The organism is Phreatobacter sp. (genome assembly GCF_052440005.1).
GTDB lineage: Bacteria > Pseudomonadota > Alphaproteobacteria > Rhizobiales > Phreatobacteraceae > Phreatobacter.
This window is the reverse complement of the sequence record NZ_JBQVQL010000025.1, coordinates 14946-35851: the sequence shown is the minus strand read 5'-3', so window position 1 is coordinate 35851 and position 20906 is coordinate 14946. Positions and strand designations below refer to the sequence as shown.

General features: G+C 70.1%; 20 protein-coding genes. 5 read left to right on the top strand and 15 right to left on the bottom strand.

What is annotated here, in order from left to right; genetic code table 11:
* Nucleotides 1-45 precede the first annotated feature (45 nt).
* Both ACT6XY_RS08580 and ACT6XY_RS08575 read left to right on the top strand, forming a co-directional pair.
* Nucleotides 46-849: an ABC transporter ATP-binding protein gene (locus ACT6XY_RS08580; protein ID WP_444747918.1), complete on the top strand. Its 804-nt coding sequence runs from the start codon at nt 46-48 to the stop codon at nt 847-849.
* Nucleotides 846-2711 (top strand): AMP-dependent synthetase/ligase, encoded by a 1866-nt coding sequence (locus tag ACT6XY_RS08575; RefSeq protein ID WP_444747917.1) that lies wholly within the window; start codon nt 846-848, stop codon nt 2709-2711. The genes ACT6XY_RS08580 and ACT6XY_RS08575 overlap by 4 nt, the downstream gene beginning before the upstream one ends.
* 281 nt (nt 2712-2992) lie before the next feature.
* On the opposite strand, the gene ACT6XY_RS08570 is transcribed toward ACT6XY_RS08575, so the two are convergent.
* The 10 genes from ACT6XY_RS08570 to ahcY form a co-directional block, all read right to left on the bottom strand.
* Complete coding sequence (locus tag ACT6XY_RS08570; protein WP_444747916.1) at nt 2993-4009, bottom strand: zinc-dependent alcohol dehydrogenase family protein; 1017 nt, start codon at nt 4007-4009, stop codon at nt 2993-2995.
* Between the two features lie 43 nt (nt 4010-4052).
* Nucleotides 4053-4979, bottom strand: coding sequence for a hypothetical protein (locus tag ACT6XY_RS08565; RefSeq protein ID WP_444747915.1), 927 nt, complete (start codon nt 4977-4979; stop codon nt 4053-4055).
* A 66-nt stretch (nt 4980-5045) separates the two neighbouring features.
* Nucleotides 5046-5510 (bottom strand): DUF1178 family protein, encoded by a 465-nt coding sequence (locus tag ACT6XY_RS08560; protein WP_444747914.1) that lies wholly within the window; start codon nt 5508-5510, stop codon nt 5046-5048.
* Nucleotides 5507-6355, bottom strand: a complete 849-nt coding sequence (locus ACT6XY_RS08555) for a carbon-nitrogen hydrolase family protein (protein WP_444747913.1) — start codon at nt 6353-6355, stop codon at nt 5507-5509. Before ACT6XY_RS08555 ends, ACT6XY_RS08560 begins: the two co-directional genes overlap by 4 nt.
* 2 nt (nt 6356-6357) lie before the next feature.
* Nucleotides 6358-6615: a glutaredoxin 3 gene (grxC, locus tag ACT6XY_RS08550; protein ID WP_444747912.1), complete on the bottom strand. Its 258-nt coding sequence runs from the start codon at nt 6613-6615 to the stop codon at nt 6358-6360.
* Nucleotides 6616-6645: 30 nt separating this feature from the next.
* Complete coding sequence (locus ACT6XY_RS08545; RefSeq protein ID WP_444747911.1) at nt 6646-7434, bottom strand: ComF family protein; 789 nt, start codon at nt 7432-7434, stop codon at nt 6646-6648.
* Between the two features lie 112 nt (nt 7435-7546).
* Nucleotides 7547-7870, bottom strand: coding sequence for a thioredoxin (trxA, locus tag ACT6XY_RS08540; protein WP_444747910.1), 324 nt, complete (start codon nt 7868-7870; stop codon nt 7547-7549).
* 68 nt (nt 7871-7938) lie between these two features.
* Nucleotides 7939-9144 (bottom strand): benzoate/H(+) symporter BenE family transporter, encoded by a 1206-nt coding sequence (locus ACT6XY_RS08535; protein ID WP_444747909.1) that lies wholly within the window; start codon nt 9142-9144, stop codon nt 7939-7941.
* Nucleotides 9145-9234: 90 nt separating this feature from the next.
* On the bottom strand, nt 9235-10884 hold the full coding sequence (locus ACT6XY_RS08530; protein ID WP_444747908.1) for a methyl-accepting chemotaxis protein: 1650 nt from the start codon (nt 10882-10884) through the stop codon (nt 9235-9237).
* Nucleotides 10885-11196: 312 nt separating this feature from the next.
* Nucleotides 11197-12609, bottom strand: coding sequence for an adenosylhomocysteinase (gene ahcY / locus ACT6XY_RS08525; protein WP_444747907.1), 1413 nt, complete (start codon nt 12607-12609; stop codon nt 11197-11199).
* A gap of 306 nt (nt 12610-12915) precedes the next feature.
* Between ahcY and ACT6XY_RS08520 the strand changes: the two genes are divergently transcribed.
* Complete coding sequence (locus ACT6XY_RS08520) at nt 12916-13539, top strand: DUF3885 domain-containing protein (protein WP_444747906.1); 624 nt, start codon at nt 12916-12918, stop codon at nt 13537-13539.
* 204 nt (nt 13540-13743) lie between these two features.
* Here the strand turns inward: ACT6XY_RS08520 and ACT6XY_RS08515 are convergent, their stop codons facing one another.
* Together ACT6XY_RS08515 and ACT6XY_RS08510 are read right to left on the bottom strand one after the other, a co-directional pair.
* Nucleotides 13744-14475 (bottom strand): ABC transporter ATP-binding protein, encoded by a 732-nt coding sequence (locus ACT6XY_RS08515; RefSeq protein WP_444747905.1) that lies wholly within the window; start codon nt 14473-14475, stop codon nt 13744-13746.
* Nucleotides 14475-16181, bottom strand: coding sequence for an efflux RND transporter periplasmic adaptor subunit (locus ACT6XY_RS08510; protein WP_444747904.1), 1707 nt, complete (start codon nt 16179-16181; stop codon nt 14475-14477). The genes ACT6XY_RS08515 and ACT6XY_RS08510 overlap by 1 nt, the downstream gene beginning before the upstream one ends.
* Before the next feature lie 163 nt (nt 16182-16344).
* Here ACT6XY_RS08510 and ACT6XY_RS08505 point away from each other — a divergent pair, with 163 nt between their 5' ends.
* Nucleotides 16345-16803 (top strand): DUF3237 domain-containing protein, encoded by a 459-nt coding sequence (locus ACT6XY_RS08505; protein WP_444747903.1) that lies wholly within the window; start codon nt 16345-16347, stop codon nt 16801-16803.
* Between the two features lie 64 nt (nt 16804-16867).
* Complete coding sequence (locus tag ACT6XY_RS08500; RefSeq protein ID WP_444747902.1) at nt 16868-17839, top strand: Bug family tripartite tricarboxylate transporter substrate binding protein; 972 nt, start codon at nt 16868-16870, stop codon at nt 17837-17839.
* A gap of 6 nt (nt 17840-17845) precedes the next feature.
* On the opposite strand, the gene ACT6XY_RS08495 is transcribed toward ACT6XY_RS08500, so the two are convergent.
* The 3 genes from ACT6XY_RS08495 to ACT6XY_RS08485 all read right to left on the bottom strand — a co-directional run bounded on the left by ACT6XY_RS08495 (nt 17846) and on the right by ACT6XY_RS08485 (nt 20880).
* Nucleotides 17846-18676 carry a hypothetical protein gene (locus tag ACT6XY_RS08495; RefSeq protein ID WP_444747901.1) on the bottom strand — a complete coding sequence of 277 codons (831 nt, stop codon included), beginning with the start codon at nt 18674-18676 and terminating at the stop codon, nt 17846-17848.
* A gap of 5 nt (nt 18677-18681) precedes the next feature.
* Entirely contained in the window at nt 18682-19845 is a 1164-nt protein-coding gene (locus tag ACT6XY_RS08490; protein WP_444747900.1) for a YeeE/YedE family protein, read from the bottom strand.
* Nucleotides 19846-19908: 63 nt separating this feature from the next.
* On the bottom strand, nt 19909-20880 hold the full coding sequence (locus ACT6XY_RS08485) for a Bug family tripartite tricarboxylate transporter substrate binding protein (protein ID WP_444747899.1): 972 nt from the start codon (nt 20878-20880) through the stop codon (nt 19909-19911).
* Nucleotides 20881-20906: the final 26 nt, after the last annotated feature.

Sequence of the window (20906 nt, the reverse complement as noted above, 5' to 3'; positions counted from 1 at the left end):
GCGGTCGCCCCGCCATTTTCGCATCCGCAAGCGCCCGAGGGCTTCATGGCGACGACCGGCGACCTCATTCTCGAGGTGAACAATATCGAGGTGGTCTACGCGAAGGCCATCCAGGCGCTGCGCGGCCTCTCGCTCGCCGTGCCGAAGGGCAAGATCGTCGCCCTGCTCGGCTCCAACGGCGCGGGCAAGTCGACCGTGCTCAAGGCCGTCTCGGCCCTGCTGCCCATGGAGAACGGCCTCGTCACCGAGGGGCGCATCAGCTTCGACGGCGAGCCCGTCGAGCAGAGCTCCCCGCACAAGCTCGTCCGCCGGGGCCTGTTCCACGTCATGGAGGGCCGGCGCATCTTCGGCGACCTGACGGTGGAGGAGAACCTCACCGCCGCGACCTATGCGCTGACCGGCCGTCCCGGCGCCACCGCCGATTTCGACATCGTCTACCGCTACTTCCCGCGCCTCGCCGAGCGGCGCAAGTCCATTGCGGGCTACCTCTCCGGCGGCGAGCAGCAGATGCTGGCCATCGGCCGCGCCCTCGTCGCCAAGCCCCGCGTCATTCTCCTGGACGAGCCCTCGCTCGGCCTCGCGCCGCTGCTCGTTGAGGAGATCTTCGCCATCATCGCCCGCATCAACGCGGAGGAGGGCGTCTCCATGCTCCTCGTCGAGCAGAACGCCTCCGTCGCCCTCTCCATCGCCCACTACGGCTACATCATGGAGACCGGGCGCATCGTCATCGATGGGCCGACCGAGAAGCTCGTCGCCGACCGCGACGTGCAGGAATTCTATCTCGGCCTCGCCCACAAGAGCTATCGCGACATCAAGCACTACAAGAGGCGCAAGAGGTGGCTGTCATGACTGCGACCGCACTTCCGCTCGACATGGCCCGCGAGGCGACCCCCGCCGCGGCTGCCGATCCCGCCGCCGCCCTGCCGCCGCTCTCCGTGGTGCAGATGCTGAAGAAGCACGCGGCGGAGCGCGGATCCGAGATCGCGCTGCGCCAGAAGCGCTTCGGCATCTGGCGGCCGACCACCTATGCCGAATACTGGCAGCGCTCCTGCCACGTCGCCCTCGGCTTCCGCGCGCTCGGCCTTGAACCGAAGGGCCATATCGGCGTCATCTCCGAGAACCGCATCGAATGGGTGCTCTCGCAGATGGGCGCCGGCGTCCTCGGCGCCGTCACCGTCGGCGTCTATCCCACCAGCCCCTCCAACGAGGTGGCCTATGTGCTCGACCATGCCGACTGCGCCATCGTCGTCTGCGAGGACCAGGAGCAGATCGACAAGGTGGTGGAGGCGCGCGCCGACCTGCCGAAGGTGAAGAAGATCATCGCCCTCGAGGACCGCGGCCTGTCCGGCTACGAGCCAGGGCTCGTCATGACCTTCGACGAGGTGGAGGCCCTCGGCCGCGCGGAATACGAGAAGAATCCCGCCGTGGTCGACGACCTGATGCGCACCCATCAGCTCTCCGACATTGCTCTCCTCATCTATACCTCTGGATCAACCGGCAAGCCGAAGGGGGCCATGCTCTCCTTCCGCAACATCCGCGCCGGCGCCAACGGGCTCCTCGACCGCTACGGCATCGGCACCGGCTGGACGGCGCTGTCCTATCTGCCGCTCTGCCACGTGGCCGAACAGGCGACGACGGTCTTCGCCCCGCTCTACGCCGGCAGTCGCGTCGATTTCGGCGAGAGCCTGCGCACCGTGCAGGAAGACCTGCGCGAGGTCGCGCCCACCAGCTTCCTCGGCGTGCCACGCATCTGGGAGAAGATGCATTCGGGCATCCGCGTGAAGATGTACGAGGCCCGCCCCGTCCAGAAGTGGCTCTACAAGACGGCCTTCGACCTCTGCGCGCCTTTCGCCGACAAGCCGCGGTCGAAATGGTCGCTGGCCGAGAGGGCCAAATATGCCCTCGCCTATGCCGCGGTCTTCCGGGCGCTGAAGAATGCCATCGGCCTCACCCGCTGCCGCATCGCCTTCACCGGCGCCGCGCCCATCTCGCCCGACGTCATCCGCTTCTTCCGCACCATCGGCGTGCCGCTGGTCGAGATCTACGGCATGACCGAGACCTCGGGCGGCATTCTCGGCCAGACGCCCGACGACGTCGTGGTCGGCACGGTCGGCAAGGCGATGAAGGGCACCCAGGTCCAGCTTGCCGAGGACGGCGAGATCATGGCCCGGGGCGCCACCATCTTCGAGGGCTACTACAAGAACGAGGAGGCCACCGCCCAGGCCATCGTCGACGGCTGGCTGCGCACCGGCGACGTCGCCGAGATGCAGGGCGCCCACATCAAGATCGTCGATCGCAAGAAGGACATCATGATCACCGCCGGCGGCAAGAACCTGTCGCCGACCGAGATCGAGCACGCGGTGAAGCTCAGCCCCTTCATCAAGGAATGCATCGTCTTCGGCGACCGGCAGAAATATGTCGCGGCGCTCATCCAGATCGACATGGAGACGGTCGGCAAGTGGGCCGAGATGAAGGGCATCGCCTTCACCAACTACAAGAACCTGTCGCAGGCGCCGCAGGTGGTGGAACTCGTCCAGCAGGCGGTGGACAAGGCCAACGAGACGCTCGCCCAGGTCGCCAACATCCGCCGCTTCGAGATCCTCGACAAGGAACTCGACCATGACGACGGCGAGGTCACGGCGACGATGAAGGTCCGCCGCAAGGCGATCGAGGCGAAATACGCCGACGCCATCAAGCGCCTCTACGCGTGAGGTGACTCCTCTCGCGCGGCCGTTCGCACTTCCAATGTGCCGGCCGCCCGGTCCAGACGACGACATGGTGCGAGCCGCTCTCACTGCAGGGCCCCACCCTTAACCCTCCCCGCTGCGCGGGGAGGGGGGCTATGACGTCACGCTTCCATTGCAACCGCTGAGCCCGGCGCGAGGGATGACGGGATGTGCCGCCGCCGTGGAAGTCCCCCTCCCCGCGCAGCGGGTAGGGTAAGGGTGGGGCCTTGAGGGGCACCAGCGGTTCAAGAGGCAGAAGCGCCCCCCTACACCCCCGCCGCAACGCCCGCCGTCGTCACCATCAGCACCTTGCCCGACCGGCCGCCCTCGCCGGCGAGCGCCATGGCGCGCGCGGCCTCGGCCATCGGCACCACCTCCGCCACCGGCGTCGTCAGCGTGCCGTCCGCCATGCCGCGGGCGATCCGCCCGTAGGTCTCGGCGATGCGCGCCCGGCCCGCGTCCTGGAACCAGTGGATCAGCCAGAAGCCCTTGAGGCTGATCTTGCGGAAGATCAGGTGCTGCGCGTCGATGCGGCACTGTTCGCCGGAGAGCAGCCCGTAATTGACGACGGTACCGCCATCCGCCAGCGCGCCGGCCATGACGCCGGTCGCCGCCCCGCCGATGGCGTCGATGGCGAGCTTCACCGGCGCGCCGCCCGTCGCCTCCTGAACCTTCTTCCGGAACGCGCGCGGATCATCCAGCGCGTCGGCCAGCACCGCCGTCCCGCCGGCTTGCCTCACGCCCGCCACGGCGCTCTCGCGGCGCACGACGTTGAGCGTGTGGATGCCGCGCTGCTGCGCCAGCCGCACGAGGAAGGTGCCGACGGCGGAATTCGCCGCGTTCTGCATCAGCCAGTCGCCGGGGGCCAGCGCCACCTGATCCGACAGCAGCGCCTCCGCGGTGGCCGGATTGCCCTTCAGCATGGCCGCCTGCTTCAGGTCGATGTCGGCCGGCAGCTTCATGGCCAGCGCCGCCTTGAGGTTCACCCGCTCCACCCAGCAGTTGAGGATCATCGGCGAGACGATGTCGCCGACGGCGAGCCCGCTCACGCCCTCGCCGACCGCCGCGATGCGGCCCACCGCCTCGCCGCCGGGGATGAAGGGCAGCGGCGGGCGCGACGTGCCGTAGAGCCCCTGGATCTGCAGGAGGTCGGACGGGTTGATGTTGAGCACCAGCATCTCCACCGTCACCTCGCCGGGACCGGGCGGCGGCGGCTCGGGCATGTCGCGTAGGCGGATGGTCGCGGCGGGATCGCCGAACCCCTCGATGACGATGGCGTGCATGGGCGTGTCCTCCGGTGCGGCTGGGCCGTCTTGTGGATGTCTCTCAGTCGGCGAAACCGATGAAGCGATAGTCCGGCGCCGAGGTGTTGTGCCGGCTGGGCACCGCCCGCGTCAGCTTCATCTCGATGCCATCGCCGCCGCGGAAGTCCATGACCGGGGCCTCCTGCCAGCGGTTGGTGCCGGCCGCCCGCCATTCGACGCGGGCGCCGTCCGCATTGGTTTCGGTGACGTACATGGAGCGCAGGCCGGCGAAGGGCCCGCCCGTCACCCCCTGCGAGAACACGACGTCGAGGGCCACGTGGCTGCGGTCGATTTCGGCGACCTTGACGGTGGCCGTGCCGCCCGCGCGGAAGGTCAGGTCGAAGGTCATCGTCGCCGGGTCGAAGCGGATGGCGGAGAGGTTCACCACCGGGCGCTGCATCACCTCGATGGGGCCGATCAGCGCCGACGTGCCGTAGACGATGTCGGAGAGATGGGCCGGCGGGCGCGGCTTCAGGCGCCAGTAGCCGTCCACCGGATACATGACGAGGAATTCGTAGGGCTTGGCGTCGCCGTCCTTCAGATAGAGCTGGAACAGGTGGAAGCCGCTCTCGGTGCGGCCGCCCACCGTCACCGGCACCTGCTCGGGCCGCCAGAACTTGTCGAAGGTGATGCCGACCACCTTCAGCCGCGCGTCCTCGTGCATCACCACGGTGCGCGGCGTGAAGCGGAAGTCGGCCTTGTCGGTGATGGTGCAGTCGGTGAAGTCCGGCGCCGTGATGTCCTGCACGATGGTGCCGATCACCGCGGGATGCACGGCCTCGAGCCGGAAGCGTCGGACCGCCGGCGCGTGAAGGCGCAGGTCGACATTGTCCTCCTCGGCGCAGAGCGTCGGCACGCTCTCGTTGGCGATGCGCACGCTGGCGGGCGCGGCGAAACCGGGTCCGGCGAGGAGGGCGAGAAGGGCGGCGGCGGCGAGCGGACGATGCATGGAAGGGCTCCTTCCCCTACCGCCTAGCAGGCCGCGCCGCTCCGGCAAAGGGCGCCCGCCGTCGCATCAGTTGCGGTCGTCGGGCAGCACCGGCAGGGCGTGGAACTCGATGCCTTCCTCGGCGAGCTCGCGCGCCTCCTCCGGCGTTGCCTGGCCGTAGATGGAGCGGTGCTCGGTCTCGCCGTAATGGATCTTGCGGGCTTCCTCGGCGAAGCGCTCGCCGACGGGATCGGCGTTCTTCACGACCTGCTCGCGCAGTTCTCGCAGCTTCGCCCGCAGCTCCTGCTCGGCCGGCGAGACCATGGCGACCGGCGTGGGGGGCGCGGGCGGCACGGCCGCAGCGGGCTCGGCCGCGGCAGCACGGTCCTTGCGCGCCACCTGCGGCGCCATCAGCGCCTTGTCCACCTTCGTCGAGCCGCAGACGGGACAGGCGACGAAGCCCTGTTTCCGCTGCGCCTCGTAGCTGTCGGAGGAGGGGAACCAGCTCTCGAAGTCGTGCGCCTTGTCGCAATGGAGGGCGTAGCGGATCATGGCGTCTCCGCCACCCGGAACACCCGGCCGTTGGCGAGCGAGGGGATGCGCCCCCGCGTTTCGCCGACCTTGGCCGGATCGATCTCCGCGAGGATGACCGCGGGATCGTCGTGGTCGGCCTCGGCGAGGATCCTCCCCCAGGGGTCGACGATGAGGCTGTGGCCATAGGTCGCCCGGCCGCAGGCGTGCACGCCGCCCTGTGCCGCCGCGACGACGAAGGCGCCGTTCTCGATCGCCCTGGCGCGCATCAGCACGTGCCAGTGCGCCTCGCCCGTCGGCACGGTGAAGGAGGAGGGAATGGCCATGACCTCCGCCCCCTGCTCGGCGAGGCGCCGGTAGAGGTGGGGGAAGCGCAGGTCGTAGCAGATGGTGACGCCGAGCCGCGCCCACGGCAGATCGGCCGTCACGGCGACGTCCCCCGGCGCATAGGCTGCGGACTCCCGGTAGGTCTGGCCGTTCGGCAGGTCCACGTCGAACATGTGGATCTTGTCGTAGGCCGCCACCACCTCGCCGTCGGGGGAGATGACATAGGCGCGGTTCGCCGCCTGCCGCTCGCCCACCTTGATGGCGAGGGAGCCGACATGCAGCCAGATGCCGAGCTGCATGGCCTCGGCCTGGAACAGCGGGATCGTCGGGTCCTCGGCCTCCGTGCGGATGGCCTCGAAGAATTTCGGCCGCTCCGGCTGCAGGATGTTGGTCATTTCCGGCGTCTGCACATAGTGCGCGCCGGACCTGGCCGCCTCACGGATCAGGGCGATGGCCTGGTCGACGCTCGGCTTGACGGCGACGTCGGCGCGCATCTGCACGCAGGCCGCCGTGAAGGATCCGTTGCCCCCCTCCGCCATGGTCAGGCGCCGAGCAGGGGGTCGAGCTTGCCGGCGCTGTCGAGGGCGTGGATGTCGTCGCAGCCGCCCACGTGCTGGCCGCCGATGAAGATCTGCGGAACCGTGGTCCGGCCGCCGGCCTTCTGGACCATCTCGGCGCGCCGGTCCGGATGCTTCTGGATGTCCACCTCGGTGAAGGCGGCGCCCTTCTTGCGCAGCAGCTCCTTGGCGGCGTGGCAATAGGGGCAGTAGTCCTTGGTGTAGACGGTGATTTCCGGCATCGCGGCATCCGTTGTCGCTGTGACAGGCCCTCAGATATGGACCGCGAAAGGCCCCTCCACAACCCTCGCCGCGGTCAGCACGTCGATGCGCGCGGCGCCCGCCCGGCGCAGCGCCCGGCAGCAGGCCTCGATGGTGGCCCCGGTGGTCAGCACGTCGTCCACCAGCACCAGCCGCTTGCCGGCGACCCAGCCCTTGCGGTCCTCTGCCACCCGGAAAGCGCCGGTGACGTTGTCCAGCCGTTGCGCCCGCGTCAGCCCCACCTGGTGGCGGGTGCGGCGCACGCGCTTCAAGAGCAGCGGCGCGTTGGCGACGCCGGTCAGGGCGGAGAGGTGCCGCGTCAGCTCCGCCGCCTGGTTGAAGCGGCGGGAGACGAGCCGCGTCCAGTGCAGCGGCACCGGCACCAGCGCGTCGGCATCGGCGAGGAGCTCCCGCCCGGCCCGCGCCATCCAGGCGGAGAGCGCCACCGCCACCTCCAGCCGGTCGCCGTATTTCAGCCCATGGACCAGCGCCCGCCCGACGTCGTCGAAGCGGAAGGCCGCGCGCGCCCGGTCGAAGGCCGGCGGCTGGGCAATGGCGGCAGGCGACAGGGCGCCGGGCCCGAGATCGAAGGCGAGCGGCGTGCCGAGCCGCTCGCAGACCGGGGCGGTGATGAAGGCGACGCCCTTCCAGCAGGTGGGGCAGAGCGCGTGGTGGCTTCCCACCGGGTTGCGGCAGGCGATGCAGAGCGGCGGCAGCAGCCAGTCGAGCACGCGCGCGCCGCCCGCCGCCAGGCGCCGGCGGAGCGGGGGAGGGGGAAAGGTGTCGGTTTCGACGGTCACGCCTTCATGCTGTCACGGCGCATGGGCCCGCGGCACTCGGACGAATCCGGGGGCACACACGAAAAAGCCGCCGGAAACCGGCGGCTTTCGCGATCCATGCGGCTGAGGCCTATCAGGCGTGGCCGGAGATCCACTGCTTCAGCGCCGCCTGCGGCGAGGCGCCGGTCTTTCGGTCGACCAGCTGGCCGCCCTTGAAGATCATCAGCGTCGGGATCGACATGATGCCGTAGTTGGACGCGATCTTCGGGTTCTCGTCGACATTGACCTTCACGATCTTCACCTTGTCGCCCATCTCGGCCGAGATGGCGTCGAGGGCGGGCGCGATCATGCGGCAGGGGCCGCACCAGGGGGCCCAGAAATCGACCACGACGGGGGTTTCCGACTTGATGACGTCGGCGTCGAATGATGCGTCGGTGGTGGCGGCGACGGCGCCCATGGTGGTTCTCCTGGCAGTCGGGAGGAATCGGAACGTTGCCGACAAGGTAGGCGTCGGGAACGCCGGGTTCAAGGCGAGGCGGGAGGATGTTCACCGCCTCGTGACGTGGCCCGGCGCCGTGCGACGGCCTGCCATGCCCGCTCGACCGCGAAGGCGGAAAGGCCCGCCGCCAGCCCCCAGAAGGCGGCGCCGATGCCGGCGACGGTGACGCCCGAGGCCGCGACCGCGAAGGTCAGGAGGGCGGGAAAGCGGGTCTGGCTATCGCCCATGGCGACCGCCAGCGAGCCCATCAGCGCGCCGCTGAGCGCGAGGCCCGCGATGGTGGCGATCAGGGCCTTGGGCATGGCGGCGAAGAGCGCCACGAAGGGGCCGGCGAAGGCTGCGAAGAGGATGAAGGCGACGCCGTAGACGATGCCGGCCGGCCAGCGCTTCGCCGGATCGGGATGGGAATCGGGCCCCGCCGCGATGGCCGCGGTGATCGCCGCGAGGTTCGAGGGATGCGCGCCGAAGGGCGCCGAGACCAGCGAGACGAAGCCGGTCGTCGCGATGATCGGCCCGACCTTGGGGTCGTAGCCGTTGGCCCGGAGCACGGCGATGCCCGGCAGGTTCTGGCCCGCCATGGTGACGAGATAGAGCGGCACGCCGATGCCGATCAGCACGGCCGGGTCGAAGACCGGGGTCGTCCAGACGACATGCGCGAGGCCGAGATCGGTCGGCAGCGGTCCGGCGAGGCCCAGCGCATAGGTCAGCGCCACGCCGGCCGCCACCACCACCAGCATGGCGCTGGCCGGATGGGCGAGGCGCATGACGAGGAAGATCGCCACCAGCGGCAGGACGAGCCCGGGCGCGCCGGGTGCCGCCAGGGCGACGTCCATGACGAACTTGACGAGGATGCCCGCCAGCATGGCCGAGGCGATGGCGGCGGGGAGCCGCGCCACCCAGTCGCCGAGCGGCTTCACCAGGCCCGTGAGGATGATGAGCCCCGCCGCCAGCACGAAGGCGCCGACCGCTTGCGGAAAGGCGATGCCGGTGGAGGCGCCGATCAGCGCCGCGCCCGGCGTCGACCAGGCGAGCACGATGGGGATGCGGTAGCGCCAGGTGAGCGCGATGCCGCCGATCGCCTTGGCGAGCGAGATGGCGGCGAGCCAGGAGATGGTCTCGGCCGGGCTCGCGCCCACCGCCTGCGCCGCGGCGATGACCAGCGCCACCGTGCCGGCGAAGCCGACGAGGGGGGCGACGATGCCGGCGGCGAGGGTGGAGAGGGTCAGGGGCAAGGGGCGGCTCGAAGCGGATCGACGGGACGCCGCTTCTAGCCGTTGCCTCCGGCGGGGGACAGTCCTCCGCCCGCCGGATGTGTCACGCGGTTACGCCGCGACCCGCGAGAGGAAGTCGTCGACCGCCCGCCGCAGCCGTTCCGAGGTCTCGCCCAGTTCGCCCGAGACGTCGCCGATCTCGCGCGAGGTGGCCTTGCTGGTGGCGATGGCGTCGCGGACATGGTCGATCTGGCTGCGCAGGTCCTCGGTCGCCGACGTCGCTGCGGCGCCGCGGGCGCAGACGGACCGGGTCGCCGCCACATTGGCTTCCACCATGGCGTTGACGGTGCCGGTGTCCTCTGCGACCTGGTCGACGCGGTCGGAGATCTTGCGGATCGCCGAGACGGCCTCGTCGGTGCTGCCGCGGATCCGGCCGATCTGCACCTCGATCTCCGCCGTCGCCTTGGCCGTCTGGCCGGCCAGCTGCTTGACCTCGGAGGCCACCACCGCGAAGCCCTTGCCGGCCTCGCCGGCGCGCGCCGCCTCGATCGTCGCGTTGAGGGCGAGGAGGTTGGTCTGCGAGGCGATCGCCTCGATCAGGCTCGCCACGTTGCCGATGCGCGCCGCGGCCTCCACCAGTTGCTCGACCTTGCTGTCGGCCTCGCGGGCGACCCGCGCGGCTTCGGCGACCTGGCCCGAGCAGGAGCCGAGCGAGTGGAGGGAGCTGGCCAGGCGCTGGTCCATCGCTTCGCTCTCCGCCGTGACGCCCGCGAGGTCCTCGGCGACCCTGTCGCCGGCGACGAGGACGACGTTGGTCGCCTCCTCGGCCTGGCCCGTGACGCTCATCAGTCGCGTCGAGGCGGCGGTCATCCGGCCGGCCTTCTCGCCGAGATCGGCGAGGACGTCGCCCACCACCCTGCGGAATTCGGCGGTGGCATGGCGCTCCGCCTCGACACGGGCGGCGAGATCGGCCGAGGCGGCCTCGCGCTGCCGGCTCTGCTCGAGGGCTCGTGCCTGGTCGATCAGGCCGCGCACGGCCGCCGCCAGGAAGCCGATCTCGTCCTTGCGGCCGGTATCGGGAAGCTGCGCCTCCAGGTTGCCCTTCTGGACCTGGTCGATGGCCTGGGCCACGTCCGCGATCGGTCGCGCGATCCGGCGCGTCATGTCGAAGGCGAGGCCGGCCGACACGAGAACCGCGAACAGGAAGATGGCGCCCACGCCGTACTGCATCATGCGGGCCTCGGCGAAGGCCTCGGCGAGCTGGGCCTCCACATGGGTGTCGATCTTGCGGGAGATGTCGCCGCGGACCCTGCCGATCTGCGCGCGGATTTCCTGCAGCTCGTCGGCCTGGGCGGCGCGCTGGCCGGCATCGCGCGGCATGGCGTTGACCATGGCGATGGCACCGGCATGGTAGCGCTCGTAGAGCGCCAGCATGCGTCCGATATCGGCCTTGACGGCGTCGGGCAGCGCGGCGGCCTGGTTGGCCGTCATGAGGCGCTTGGCGGTCGCCGAATAGCTCTGCAGCTTCTTGACCGTCTCGTCGCGGAACGCCGGGTCCATGGTGCCGGAGATCGCGGCGTAGTTGGTCAGCGCGCGCAGCTCCTCGTTGGCGAAGGTGGCGCTCAGGTGGTTCTGCACGGTGCGCCGGGCCTGGTCCATGGCTGCCGTGCGGTCGTGCAGTTCGAAGCCCAGCCACAGGCCGAGCGCGCCCATGAGGGCGACGAGGCACGTGAAACCGGCCGCGATCGCGGCGAATCTCATGCGGAGTGATGTCATCTTGAGTGGTTCCCTTCCCTAGCGTCGTTATGGAAGGAGCAGTCTTAACGTTGGGTAATTGACCCAATAAGACGCAAAAACAATGTGAAATACAAATGATCAGGACTATAAGTCCAGATCATGGCGCGCCTGTTGCCGGAAATGTCCGGCAGAGATCTGGCTGACGGGGCGCGCGGCAAGGTCTCGCCTGAAATCGACAAGAACAGTGCGAGCAAGGCGTGCGTCTTGACCAGCCTTTACCAAAGAAAAGGCCCGGCGCAGGGCCGGGCCTTCCTCTGGCAAAGCCGCAGCTTGCGATCAGTAGCGGTAGTGGTCCGACTTGAACGGGCCCGTCTCCGGCACGCCGATATAGGCGGCCTGGTCGGGGCGCAGCTTGGTCAGCTTCACGCCGATCTTCTCGAGATGCAGCATGGCCACCTTCTCGTCGAGATGCTTGGGCAGCGTGTAGACCTTGTTCTCGTACTTGCCGGGGTTCGTCCACAGCTCGATCTGGGCGATCGTCTGGTTGGTGAAGGACGCCGACATGACGAAGGACGGATGACCCATGGCGTTGCCGAGGTTCACCAGGCGGCCTTCCGACAGCAGGATGATGCGCTTGCCGGACGACATCTCGATCTCGTCGACCTGCGGCTTGATGTTGTTCCACTTGAAGTTCTTGAGACCCGCGACCTGGATCTCGTTGTCGAAGTGGCCGATGTTGCAGACGATCGCCCGGTCCTTCATGCCGCGCATGTGGTCGACCGTGATGATGTCCTTGTTGCCGGTGGCGGTGACATAGATGTCGGCGCGCGGCAGGGCGTCCTCGATGGTGACGACCTCGTAGCCTTCCATCGCCGCCTGCAGGGCGCAGATCGGATCGACTTCGGAGACGAGCACGCGGCAGCCGGCCTGGCGGAGCGAGGCGGCCGAACCCTTGCCGACATCGCCGAAGCCGGCGACGAAGGCGACCTTGCCCGACATCATGACGTCGGTGCCGCGACGGATCGCGTCGACCAGCGATTCACGGCAACCGTAGAGGTTGTCGAACTTCGACTTGGTGACGCTGTCGTTGACGTTGATCGCCGGGAACAGCAGCTTGCCGGCAGCGGCCAGCTGGTAGAGGCGGTTGACGCCCGTGGTGGTCTCTTCCGAGACGCCCTTGATGTTCTTGGCGACCTCGGCGAACCAGCCCTTCGGCTTCGCGGCGAGCGTCTTCTTCAGCAGCGCGAAGAAGATCTCTTCCTCTTCCGATTCCGGCTTGTCGAGGAAGGCGGTGTCGCCGTTCTCGGCGCGGAGACCCAGATGGACGAACATGGTGGCGTCGCCGCCGTCGTCGAGGATCATGTTGGGCGTGCCGCCGCCATGCCAGTCGAACAGCTTGGCGGTGTAGTCCCAGTACTCGGTCAGCGACTCGCCCTTGTAGGCGAAGACCGGGATGCCGGCGGCGGCGATGGCGGCAGCGGCATGGTCCTGGGTCGAGTAGATGTTGCAGGACACCCAGCGGATGTCGGCGCCGAGAGCCTTCAGGGTCTCGATCAGCACCGCGGTCTGGATGGTCATGTGCAGCGAGCCGGCGATGCGGGCGCCCTTCAGCGGCTGCGAGGCACCGAACTCGGCGCGCGTCGCCATCAGGCCCGGCATTTCGGTTTCGGCGAGGTCGATCTCCTTGCGGCCGAAGGGAGCGAGCGAGATGTCCTTGACGATGTAGTCCGTGCCTTGGTCGAGAGCCATGGTGTCCTCAAAAGTGCGCGCAGGCGGAGGCGGGCCGGACGGATATCCGGCTTGTCGGGCGGGGCTGTAGCATGGGCCGCCGACGGAGGCAATAAAGACATAAAGATTTCTTTATGTGTGGGGGCGGGGTGGTGAACGGAGGGGGGCTGGCCCGGTTCGGGTCAGGCATGGCCTCTCCGGCATGGCCGGGCTCGTCCCGGGCATCCCAAAGCGCTCGCCCTACCTTTCGCCAAGCGGTTTGGAAGGCCCGTTTCCACACGGCCTCCACCCTTTGCTGACCGTCGTGGCGCCGCCTATAGAACCTCGATGATCCTATCCCTTGGACCCGATTGGGAGCGTGAACTGTGGGCCTCGCCGTTTCGGCTCAGATTTGAGCTGAACCAGGGGGGCTCCTACGTGACCATGTTCACGAGCAGCTACGATCGCGCACGCGTCCTGGCCCGTGCAGCTCTTCGCACGGACGACTTCATTGGTGTCATCGCCGCCTATCCTGATCCCAAGAGGGAATTGGGAGCGAAGTGGCGTGGCTGGACGAAGGGGACGGCCTTCGGACACCTTGAAGAGATGGGCGTGCCGACCGAGCCCCATCTGGCGACTTGGAGCGGTCATCGTGCGCCGGATCAGGCGATCGACGATGAGGCTGAACCATGGGTCCATCGCGCGGTACGGCTGACTTGGGATCAAGCCGACATTTTGCTCTGGAACCAAGTTGCGCACGACATTGGCGTCATGCCGCAAGCACCGGTCATGTCCAAACTTGTCGACCTGGAGCGCGGCGTTTCGGTCAATGCCTATGACGACCGCGGTATGGACGTCACCTCCATCGCCAGGGAAACGATATCCGGGCTCTACCAGCAATTCGACAAATGGCTCCTGGACTACGATCGCCCCAGGATGGCTGAAGCCTTCGAAGGCCGACGCAGCGTCTAACGTCCACCCCGAACGGACATTGGAAGTGTCCGCTTTCCGGCTGGCTCCTCTGGCCGACGATGGTGCTGACGAGGGCGGGGTAGCCGGCAATGCCCCACAGGTTCGATGGCGAGATAAAGAGCACAGGGACCTTTTGGGTCCAGGTCGCCGGCGCGCTGTGTCCGGTTCGGCCGACTGAAGGCTGGACGCGCGGCCAGCCCCCCCTCACCCCACCTCTTCCACCAGCTCGCCCAGCGCCTTCTCCGCATCGAGCGGCGCCTGGCGCGTATCCGACAGCACCTTGCCGTCCCGGAACCGCACCACCCGGCCGGCGAAGGTCGCGACATCCGTCTCATGGGTGACGATGAGCACCGTCATGCCCGCCCGGTTGAGGTCCTGGAACAGCGCCATGATCTCCAGCGAGGTGCGGCTGTCGAGGGCACCGGTCGGCTCGTCGGCGAGCAGCACCTTCGGATTGTTGACGAGCGCCCGGGCGATGGCGACGCGCTGCTGCTGGCCGCCCGAGAGCTGGGTCGGCAGGTGGTGGACGCGGGTCGCGAGGCCGACCTTGGCGAGCGCCGCCTCGGCCCGCGTCTTGCGCTCCCGGCGCGGCACGCCGGCATAGACCATGGGCAGCGCCACATTGGCGAGCGCATCCTGGCGGTCGAGCAGGTTGAACTGCTGGAAGACGAAGCCGATCTTGCGGTTGCGCACGTCGGCCAGTGCATCGGCCGACATGCCCGAGACCTCCTCGCCGTCGAGCACGTAGCGCCCGGCCGTCGGCCGGTCGAGGCAGCCGACGAGGTTCATGAAGGTCGACTTGCCCGAGCCCGAGGGACCCATGACGGCGACGAACTCGCCCTCGTCGACCTTCACCGACACGCCGGCGAGCGCCGTCACCACCTGATCGCCGAGCGTGTAGTGGCGGGCGAGATCGCTGGTGTCGATCAGCGCCATCAGAACATCCGGAAGCCGCGGCGGGCCGGTGCCGCCCCGCCCGGGCCCTGGCCGGTGCCGATGATCAGCTCGCGCCCCGGCTCGAGCTCGCCGGAGATCACCTCGGTCACCGCGCCGTCGGTGATGCCGAGGCGCAGCGCCACCGCCTGCGGCTGACCGTCGGCGCCCACCACGAAGACGCGGCCGGGCATGCCGCCGTCGGCGCTGCGCGTGCCGTCGAAGCGGGCGCTGATGTCGGCGAAGGCCTTGCGCTGGTCCTCCGTCAGGATGGCGGCGATCTTGCGGCCCATCTCCGCGCGGATCTCGCGCACGCGGGTCACCCGCTGGGCGCGGTCCATGGACGGGTCCATCAGGCTGCGGAACTGCGGCCGCGCCTCGGCGACGATGGCGTCGAGCTGGTCCTTCTGCGCCGCGGTCAGCGAAAGCTCGGCCTTCAGCGTCTCGACGAACTCGCCGATCTGGCGGCCGCCGCCCTGCTGCGGGCCACCGCCGCCGGGACCGCGTCCCATGCCGGGGCCCGGCGGGGCGAAGGGATTGGCGGCCGGCGTCGGTCCCGCCGGACGCTCGGGCGCCCCCGTGCCGGCCGGGCGCCAGCGCAGCGCTGCGTTCGGCACGCGCAGGACCCCCTCGCGGCGGTCGGAAATGACCCGCAGCGTCGCGGTCATGCCGGGCATGAGCTCCATGCGCGGGTTCTGGAACGAGATGATGGCCGTGTAGATGACGACGTTCTGCACCGTCTGCGAACCGAGGCGGACCAGCCTGACCTCGCCGCGGAATTCGCGGCCCGGATAGGCGTTGACGGAGAAGGTGACGGCCTGACCGCTGCGCACGCGGCCGACGTCGGCCTCGTCCACATTGGCGTAGATCTCCATCGACCGCAGGTCCTGGGCGACGAGGAACAGCGTCGGCGCCTGCAGCGATGCGGCGACCGACTGTCCCAGCTCGACCTGGCGCTGCACCACCGTTCCCTTCACCGGCGAGCGGATCTCGGTGTTGGCGAGGTCGACCTCGATCTGCCGCACCACGGCCTCGCGCTGGGCGATCTGCGCGTCGATCGTGCCGATCTGCGCCTCCGCCACCCGCAGCGCCGCCTCGATGGAGCGCTTGGAGGCCTCCGCCGAGGCGATCTGTGCCCGCGCGGAATCGCGCCCGGCGCGCTGGCCCTCGGCATTGGCGCGGGCCGTGTCGATCACCGCCTGCGCCACCGCGCCACGGGCGCCGAGCTCGCGCTGGCGCACGAAGTTGCGCTCGGCCTCGGCGAGCTGGGCCTCCACCTGCGCGAGCTTGGCGGTGGCGTCGAGGCGCACGGCCTCCGCCCGGTTGATCTCCGAGCGGGCCTGTTCGATCTGGGCGAGCTGCACCTGGCGCGCCGCCCGCACGTTGGCGAGGTCGGCGCGCGCGCCGTCGAGCCGCGCCTTCACCTGCGTCGGGTCGAGCCGGGCGAGCACCTGTCCGGCCTCCACCTGGGAATTGTAGTCGGCGATGATCTCCAGCACCTGGCCGGAGACCTGCGAGCCGACGACGACGGTCGAGATCGGGTTGATCGTGCCGGTGGCGTTCACCGCCGCGACCACGTCGCCGCGGTCGGCCCGCGCGGTGCGCCAGGCGGGCTGGTCGGCCACTGCCAGCGAGCCCGGGCCGGTGAACCACCAGGCGCCGGCGCCGAGCGCGGAGACGAGGACAAAGAGGAAGAGCCAGCGGCGCATGTCAGAGGGAGCCCGGTATCATGGCGCTCTTCTAACACGCCTCCCGCGCACGCTCACGTGACAGTTTGGAAAGGTGACAGGGTGCCGGACCGCCCCGCGACGCAAATGGTTATTGACAATAACCATGGGCGTTGGTGAGCTTCGCCCCGCGCTGGAGACGCCCATGCCCCCACCCATCCTCGTCCCCGCCTTTTCCATCGCCGCCGAGGTCGCCCCCGCCCTCGAGGTCGGCCCGACGCCGCTCGGCGAGCGCCGGCTCATTCCGATCCTGGGCGGCGAGGTCACGGGCCCGCGCCTGACCGGCAAGGTCCTGCCCGGCGGCACCGACTACCAGTCGATCCGCGACGCGGGCCTTGCCGACATCCACGCCCGCTACGTCATCGAGACGCCCGCCGGCGCCCGCATCTATGTCGAGAACACCGGCATCCGCCGCGGCCCGCCGGACCTCGTGGCGCGGCTGCGCCGGGGCGAGGTGGTGGACGCCGCGCAGATCTATTTCCGCACCGTGCCGCGGTTCGAGACCGCCTCGCCGGACCATCTCTGGCTGATGCGGTCGATCTTCGTCTGCGTCGGCACGCGCCTGCCCGACCGGGTGCTGCTCGACGTCTACGAACTGGAGTAGCGCGACCACTGTTTCCAGGCGAGCGGCCGCCAACCACCATCAACAAAGCCGCAGGGAGGTTATCGTGAAGAGAGCGATCCGGGCGGCCCTGGCCGCCGTCACCGTCATGGCCGTCGCCGGCATCGCGCCGGCCCTTGCCCAGGCGCCGCGCACCATCACCCTGGTGGTGGGCTTTGCCGGCGGCACCGCCCCCGACACGCTGGCGCGCATCCTCGCCGATGCCATGCAGCGCGCCGGCAATACCAATGTGGTGGTGGAGAATGTCCCGGGAGCCGGCGGGCAGGTCGCCTCCGCCCGCGTCGCCCGCGCCACCGCCGACGGCGCAACCGTCCTCCTCGGCGAGGTCGGCTCGGTCGCCATCGCGCCCTTCGCCTTCGCCTCGCTCCCCTACGACCCGGCCAAGGACTTCACCTATGTCAGCGAGGTCGCCCGCACCAACTTCGCCTTCGTCGTGCCGGACCAGGGGGGACCTGCCTCCATCGCCGCCTTCATCGACGCCGCGAAGAAGGCGGACCGCACTCTCCTCGGCACCTTCGGCGTGACCAGCCCCGGCCACATCGCCGCCGAGCTCTTCGCCCAGAGCGCCGGCTTCAAGGGCGAGCCGGTGCACTACCGCGCCGTCGCCGACGGCATCGGCGACATCGCCCGCGGCCAGACGGCGGGCTCCTTCTTCTCGATCCCGCTCGCCGCCGCCCAGATCCGCTCCGGCGGCCTGCGCGCCCTCGTCCAGACCGGCGCCACCCGCGCCGACATGCTGCCGGGCGTGCCGACCGCCGCCGAGGCCGGCGTGCCCTATCTGTCGATGGCGTCCTGGTTCGTGCTGATGGTGCCCGCCGCCGTCCCCGCCGCCACCGTCGCCGAGATCCACCGCGCCGCCGCCGCGGCGATGAAGGACCCGGCGGCCCTCGAGCGGCTGCGCGGCGCCGGCTTCGAGGCGGTCGGCTCGAGCCCCGACGAGGTCAAGGCCATGGTGGCGCGCGAGCGCGACCGCTGGAAGCCGGTCATCGAGCGCGCCGGCATCCGCATCACCAACTGACGCCGCTCAGGACCGCTTCAGGTCGACGGTCAGGGTCCGGCGGTCCTGCAGATGCACCACCGCACGTGCGTCGTTCATCGGCTCCAGCCGGATGAGCGGCGCCGGCAGCGGCACGGATGCGACGATGCGACCGGTGCCTCCGGCGAAGCTGACGGCGACGAGGCGGAGGCGGTCGAGCGAGGGCAGGACGATTTCCGGCAGGCCGTCGCCGTCGACGTCGCTGATGCGGCCGAGATCGAGGTCGCGCGAACCGATAATGTGGTTGGTTACCCCGTCGAGCCGGGCGACCTCCTCCAGCCGCGCGCCCTCGCGCCGGTAGAGCCGGAGTGAGCCGGCGATGTGCGGCGTCACCACCGCCGCCACCAGCGGCGCGCCGGTCCGGGTGAAGTCGGCGACGCCGACCGGGTTCAGCCAGCGGTTCGGCGTGCCGATCGCCGCGCTCTCGGCGAGGGGCGTGATGGCCTCCTCGCCGATCGCATAGGCGGCGAGCGCCGAGCCCCGACGCAGATAGGACTTCACCACGAGGGCGGCGGGCGTACCACCGCCGAGATCGACGAGCCTGACGCGCCGGTCCTCGAACACGGCCTCGGGTCCGAGCCGGTGGTGCAGGGCCCTCCCGCCGCGCTCCACCACGAAGCCGCCGGCCTCGATGGCGTCGCCCAGCACGCCGTGGGCGTAGCGCGTCGTCGGGTCGCTCAGCCAGGCGGTCATGCCGCCCGCCCGCGTGGTCTCGGTGTCGGGCAGGCGCTGCGGCGCGGATTGCGCCAGGGCCGGCGCCGCCAGCGAGGCCGTGAAACCGGCGAGGAGGTGGCGGCGGGTGGTCGAAACAGGAGCCATGGCGTTCAGTGTCCGAGACCGAAAAAAGGGCGAAGTTTTGCGCCGATCCAGGTGCCCGGCAAAGCGAAGACGAGCCAGAGCGGCCCATGGAGGCTGCCGGACATCGTGCCCGAGACGAAGGCGCCGATATTGCAGCCTGTCGCCAGCCGCGCGCCATAGCCCATCATGAGCCCGCCGAGGACAGCCGCCGCGAGCGCGCCGGGCGCCGGACGGGTCCAGGGCCGGAAGCGCCCGGCAAGGCCGGCGGCGCCGAGCGCGCCCAGCATCAGCCCGATGTCGAGCACCGAGGTCCGGTCGGCCAGGATGGAGGTGCGGATGGACGGATCGCCGGCCCAGTAGGGCCAGGTTGCCGGCTCCGCGCCGGCAAGGCCTGCGAGCTTCGATCCCCACAGGGCGAAAGCCGACGTGATGCCCCAGGGCGCGCCGGTGGCCGCCAGAATCGCCACGGCGACCACCGCGAGCGCCAGCGCACCGCGCAGCAGCGGCCAGGGGCCGTGAAGCCAGGACCTTTCGCCATTCCCGCCGAGCGAGGCGACCGCGCCGTGGCGGCGCCGTTCGTGCCGCATGAGCCAGGTGGTGGCGAGGGAGAGGATCGCGACCAGACCGGCGAGGGCAGGGGCCCAGCCTGCGACCGCGATGACCGAGATGCCGGGCACGGCCGGCCAGGATTGCCAGACCGGCGCGTGCAGCACGGCGGCGAGCGACCCCGCGACGAAGGCGGCGAGGGTCACGACCATTCTGGGGTCACCGCCGCCGGCCGTGAACAGGGTTCCCGAGCCGCAGCCGCCGCCGATCTGCATGCCGATGCCGAACAGGAAGGCGCCGAGCACGAGGGCGAGGCCGATCGGGTTGACGAAGCCCGATACGGACCAGCCGTACGTCTCCGCCGCGGCGAGCAGCGGATAGCTCAGCACCGCGCCCGCGCCGATCAGCAGCAGCTGCGCCCGCGCACCGGCGCTGCGCCCGTCGGCGAGGACCCGCCGCCAGGCCCCCGCGAAGCCGAAGGAGGCGTGATAGAGGGCGAGCCCGGCGAGGCCGCCGAGCACCGCCGCCGCGGCGAGCGTGCCTCCGCCGTGATGTGCGGCGCCTGCCGCCAGCACGACGAGCCCGGTGGCGGCCGCCGCCACCACCCGCCTCTGGATCGTTCCCGACGTCGTCGGCCCGGTCATCGCCCCTCCCGCTCCGCAATTCTACGGTCGCGGGGCCGCCGGCGTTTCACCCGCCGCGGGCGATCACTCGATGCGGGCGCCGGAGGTCTTGACGATCTCCGCCCAGACCTTGAGGTCCGCGTCGAGCTTCGCCGCGAGCTCGGCGGGCGTGGAGGTCACGACCTCGGCGCCCTGTTGGGCGAACTTCGCCTTGATGTCGGGGGCCTGCAGCGCGCGGTGCGTGGCGGCCACCAGCTTGTCGATGACCGGCTGCGGCGTGCCGGCGATGCCGTAGAGGGCGATCCACAGCTCGGCGTCGAAGCCGGGCACCGTCTCGGCGATGGTCGGCACCTCGGGCACGAAGCTGTTGCGCTTCAGCGTCGAGACGCCGAGCGCCCGCACCGTGCCCGCCTGGATCTGGCTGATGGCGGCCGGCAGGTTGGCGAAGGTGATCGGCACGTGGCCGGCGATGACGTCCGACAGCGCCGGGGCGATGCCGCGATAGGGGATGTGCTTGAGGTCGATGCCGGCGCGCGACTTCAGCATCTCGCCGACGAGGTGGTTCAGCGTGCCGTTGCCGGCGGAGGCGTAGTGGTAGAAGCCCGGCTTCTCCTTCGCCATCCGGATCAGGTCGGCGACCGTCTTCGCCTCGAAGGCCGGGTTGACCACCAGCACGTTGGGCACCGTGCCGAGCAGCGAGACCGGGGCGAAGTCCTTCACCGGGTCGAAGCCGGTGCGGGCATAGAGCGCCGGATTGATGGCCTGGCTCGCCGAGATGGTGACGAGCAGGGTGTAGCCGTCCGGCGTCGACCGGGCGGCCGCCTGCGACCCGAGATTGCCGCCGGCGCCGGCGCGGTTCTCCACCACGAAGCGCTGGCCCATCACCTCCGACAGCTTCTCGGCGACGAGGCGGCCGATGATGTCGTTGGCCCCGCCCGCGGCCTGGGGAACGATGACCGTGACCGGCCGCGCCGGATAGTCGGCCTGGGCGAAGGCGGGGGCGGCGAGGCCCGAGGCGATCAGGCCGAGCGTCGTGCGGCGGGTGATGGGCGACATGCGGAACTCCGGGGCGGATGTGGTCC

Coding starts and splice junctions, on each gene's coding strand:
- ACT6XY_RS08570 (WP_444747916.1), bottom strand. CDS start 4,009: ATGCACGCCATCGTCATCGAGGGGTTCGGCGATCCCGCCGCGACCATC.
- ACT6XY_RS08565 (WP_444747915.1), bottom strand. CDS start 4,979: ATGCATCGTCCGCTCGCCGCCGCCGCCCTTCTCGCCCTCCTCGCCGGA.
- ACT6XY_RS08510 (WP_444747904.1), bottom strand. CDS start 16,181: ATGCGCCGCTGGCTCTTCCTCTTTGTCCTCGTCTCCGCGCTCGGCGCC.
- ACT6XY_RS08580 (WP_444747918.1), top strand. CDS start 46: ATGGCGACGACCGGCGACCTCATTCTCGAGGTGAACAATATCGAGGTG.
- ACT6XY_RS08530 (WP_444747908.1), bottom strand. CDS start 10,884: ATGAGATTCGCCGCGATCGCGGCCGGTTTCACGTGCCTCGTCGCCCTC.
- ACT6XY_RS08505 (WP_444747903.1), top strand. CDS start 16,345: ATGCCCCCACCCATCCTCGTCCCCGCCTTTTCCATCGCCGCCGAGGTC.
- trxA (WP_444747910.1), bottom strand. CDS start 7,870: ATGGGCGCCGTCGCCGCCACCACCGACGCATCATTCGACGCCGACGTC.
- ACT6XY_RS08575 (WP_444747917.1), top strand. CDS start 846: ATGACTGCGACCGCACTTCCGCTCGACATGGCCCGCGAGGCGACCCCC.
- ACT6XY_RS08560 (WP_444747914.1), bottom strand. CDS start 5,510: ATGATCCGCTACGCCCTCCATTGCGACAAGGCGCACGACTTCGAGAGC.
- ACT6XY_RS08490 (WP_444747900.1), bottom strand. CDS start 19,845: ATGACCGGGCCGACGACGTCGGGAACGATCCAGAGGCGGGTGGTGGCG.
- ACT6XY_RS08555 (WP_444747913.1), bottom strand. CDS start 6,355: ATGGCGGAGGGGGGCAACGGATCCTTCACGGCGGCCTGCGTGCAGATG.
- ACT6XY_RS08520 (WP_444747906.1), top strand. CDS start 12,916: ATGATCCTATCCCTTGGACCCGATTGGGAGCGTGAACTGTGGGCCTCG.
- grxC (WP_444747912.1), bottom strand. CDS start 6,615: ATGCCGGAAATCACCGTCTACACCAAGGACTACTGCCCCTATTGCCAC.
- ACT6XY_RS08485 (WP_444747899.1), bottom strand. CDS start 20,880: ATGTCGCCCATCACCCGCCGCACGACGCTCGGCCTGATCGCCTCGGGC.
- ahcY (WP_444747907.1), bottom strand. CDS start 12,609: ATGGCTCTCGACCAAGGCACGGACTACATCGTCAAGGACATCTCGCTC.
- ACT6XY_RS08495 (WP_444747901.1), bottom strand. CDS start 18,676: ATGGCTCCTGTTTCGACCACCCGCCGCCACCTCCTCGCCGGTTTCACG.
- ACT6XY_RS08515 (WP_444747905.1), bottom strand. CDS start 14,475: ATGGCGCTGATCGACACCAGCGATCTCGCCCGCCACTACACGCTCGGC.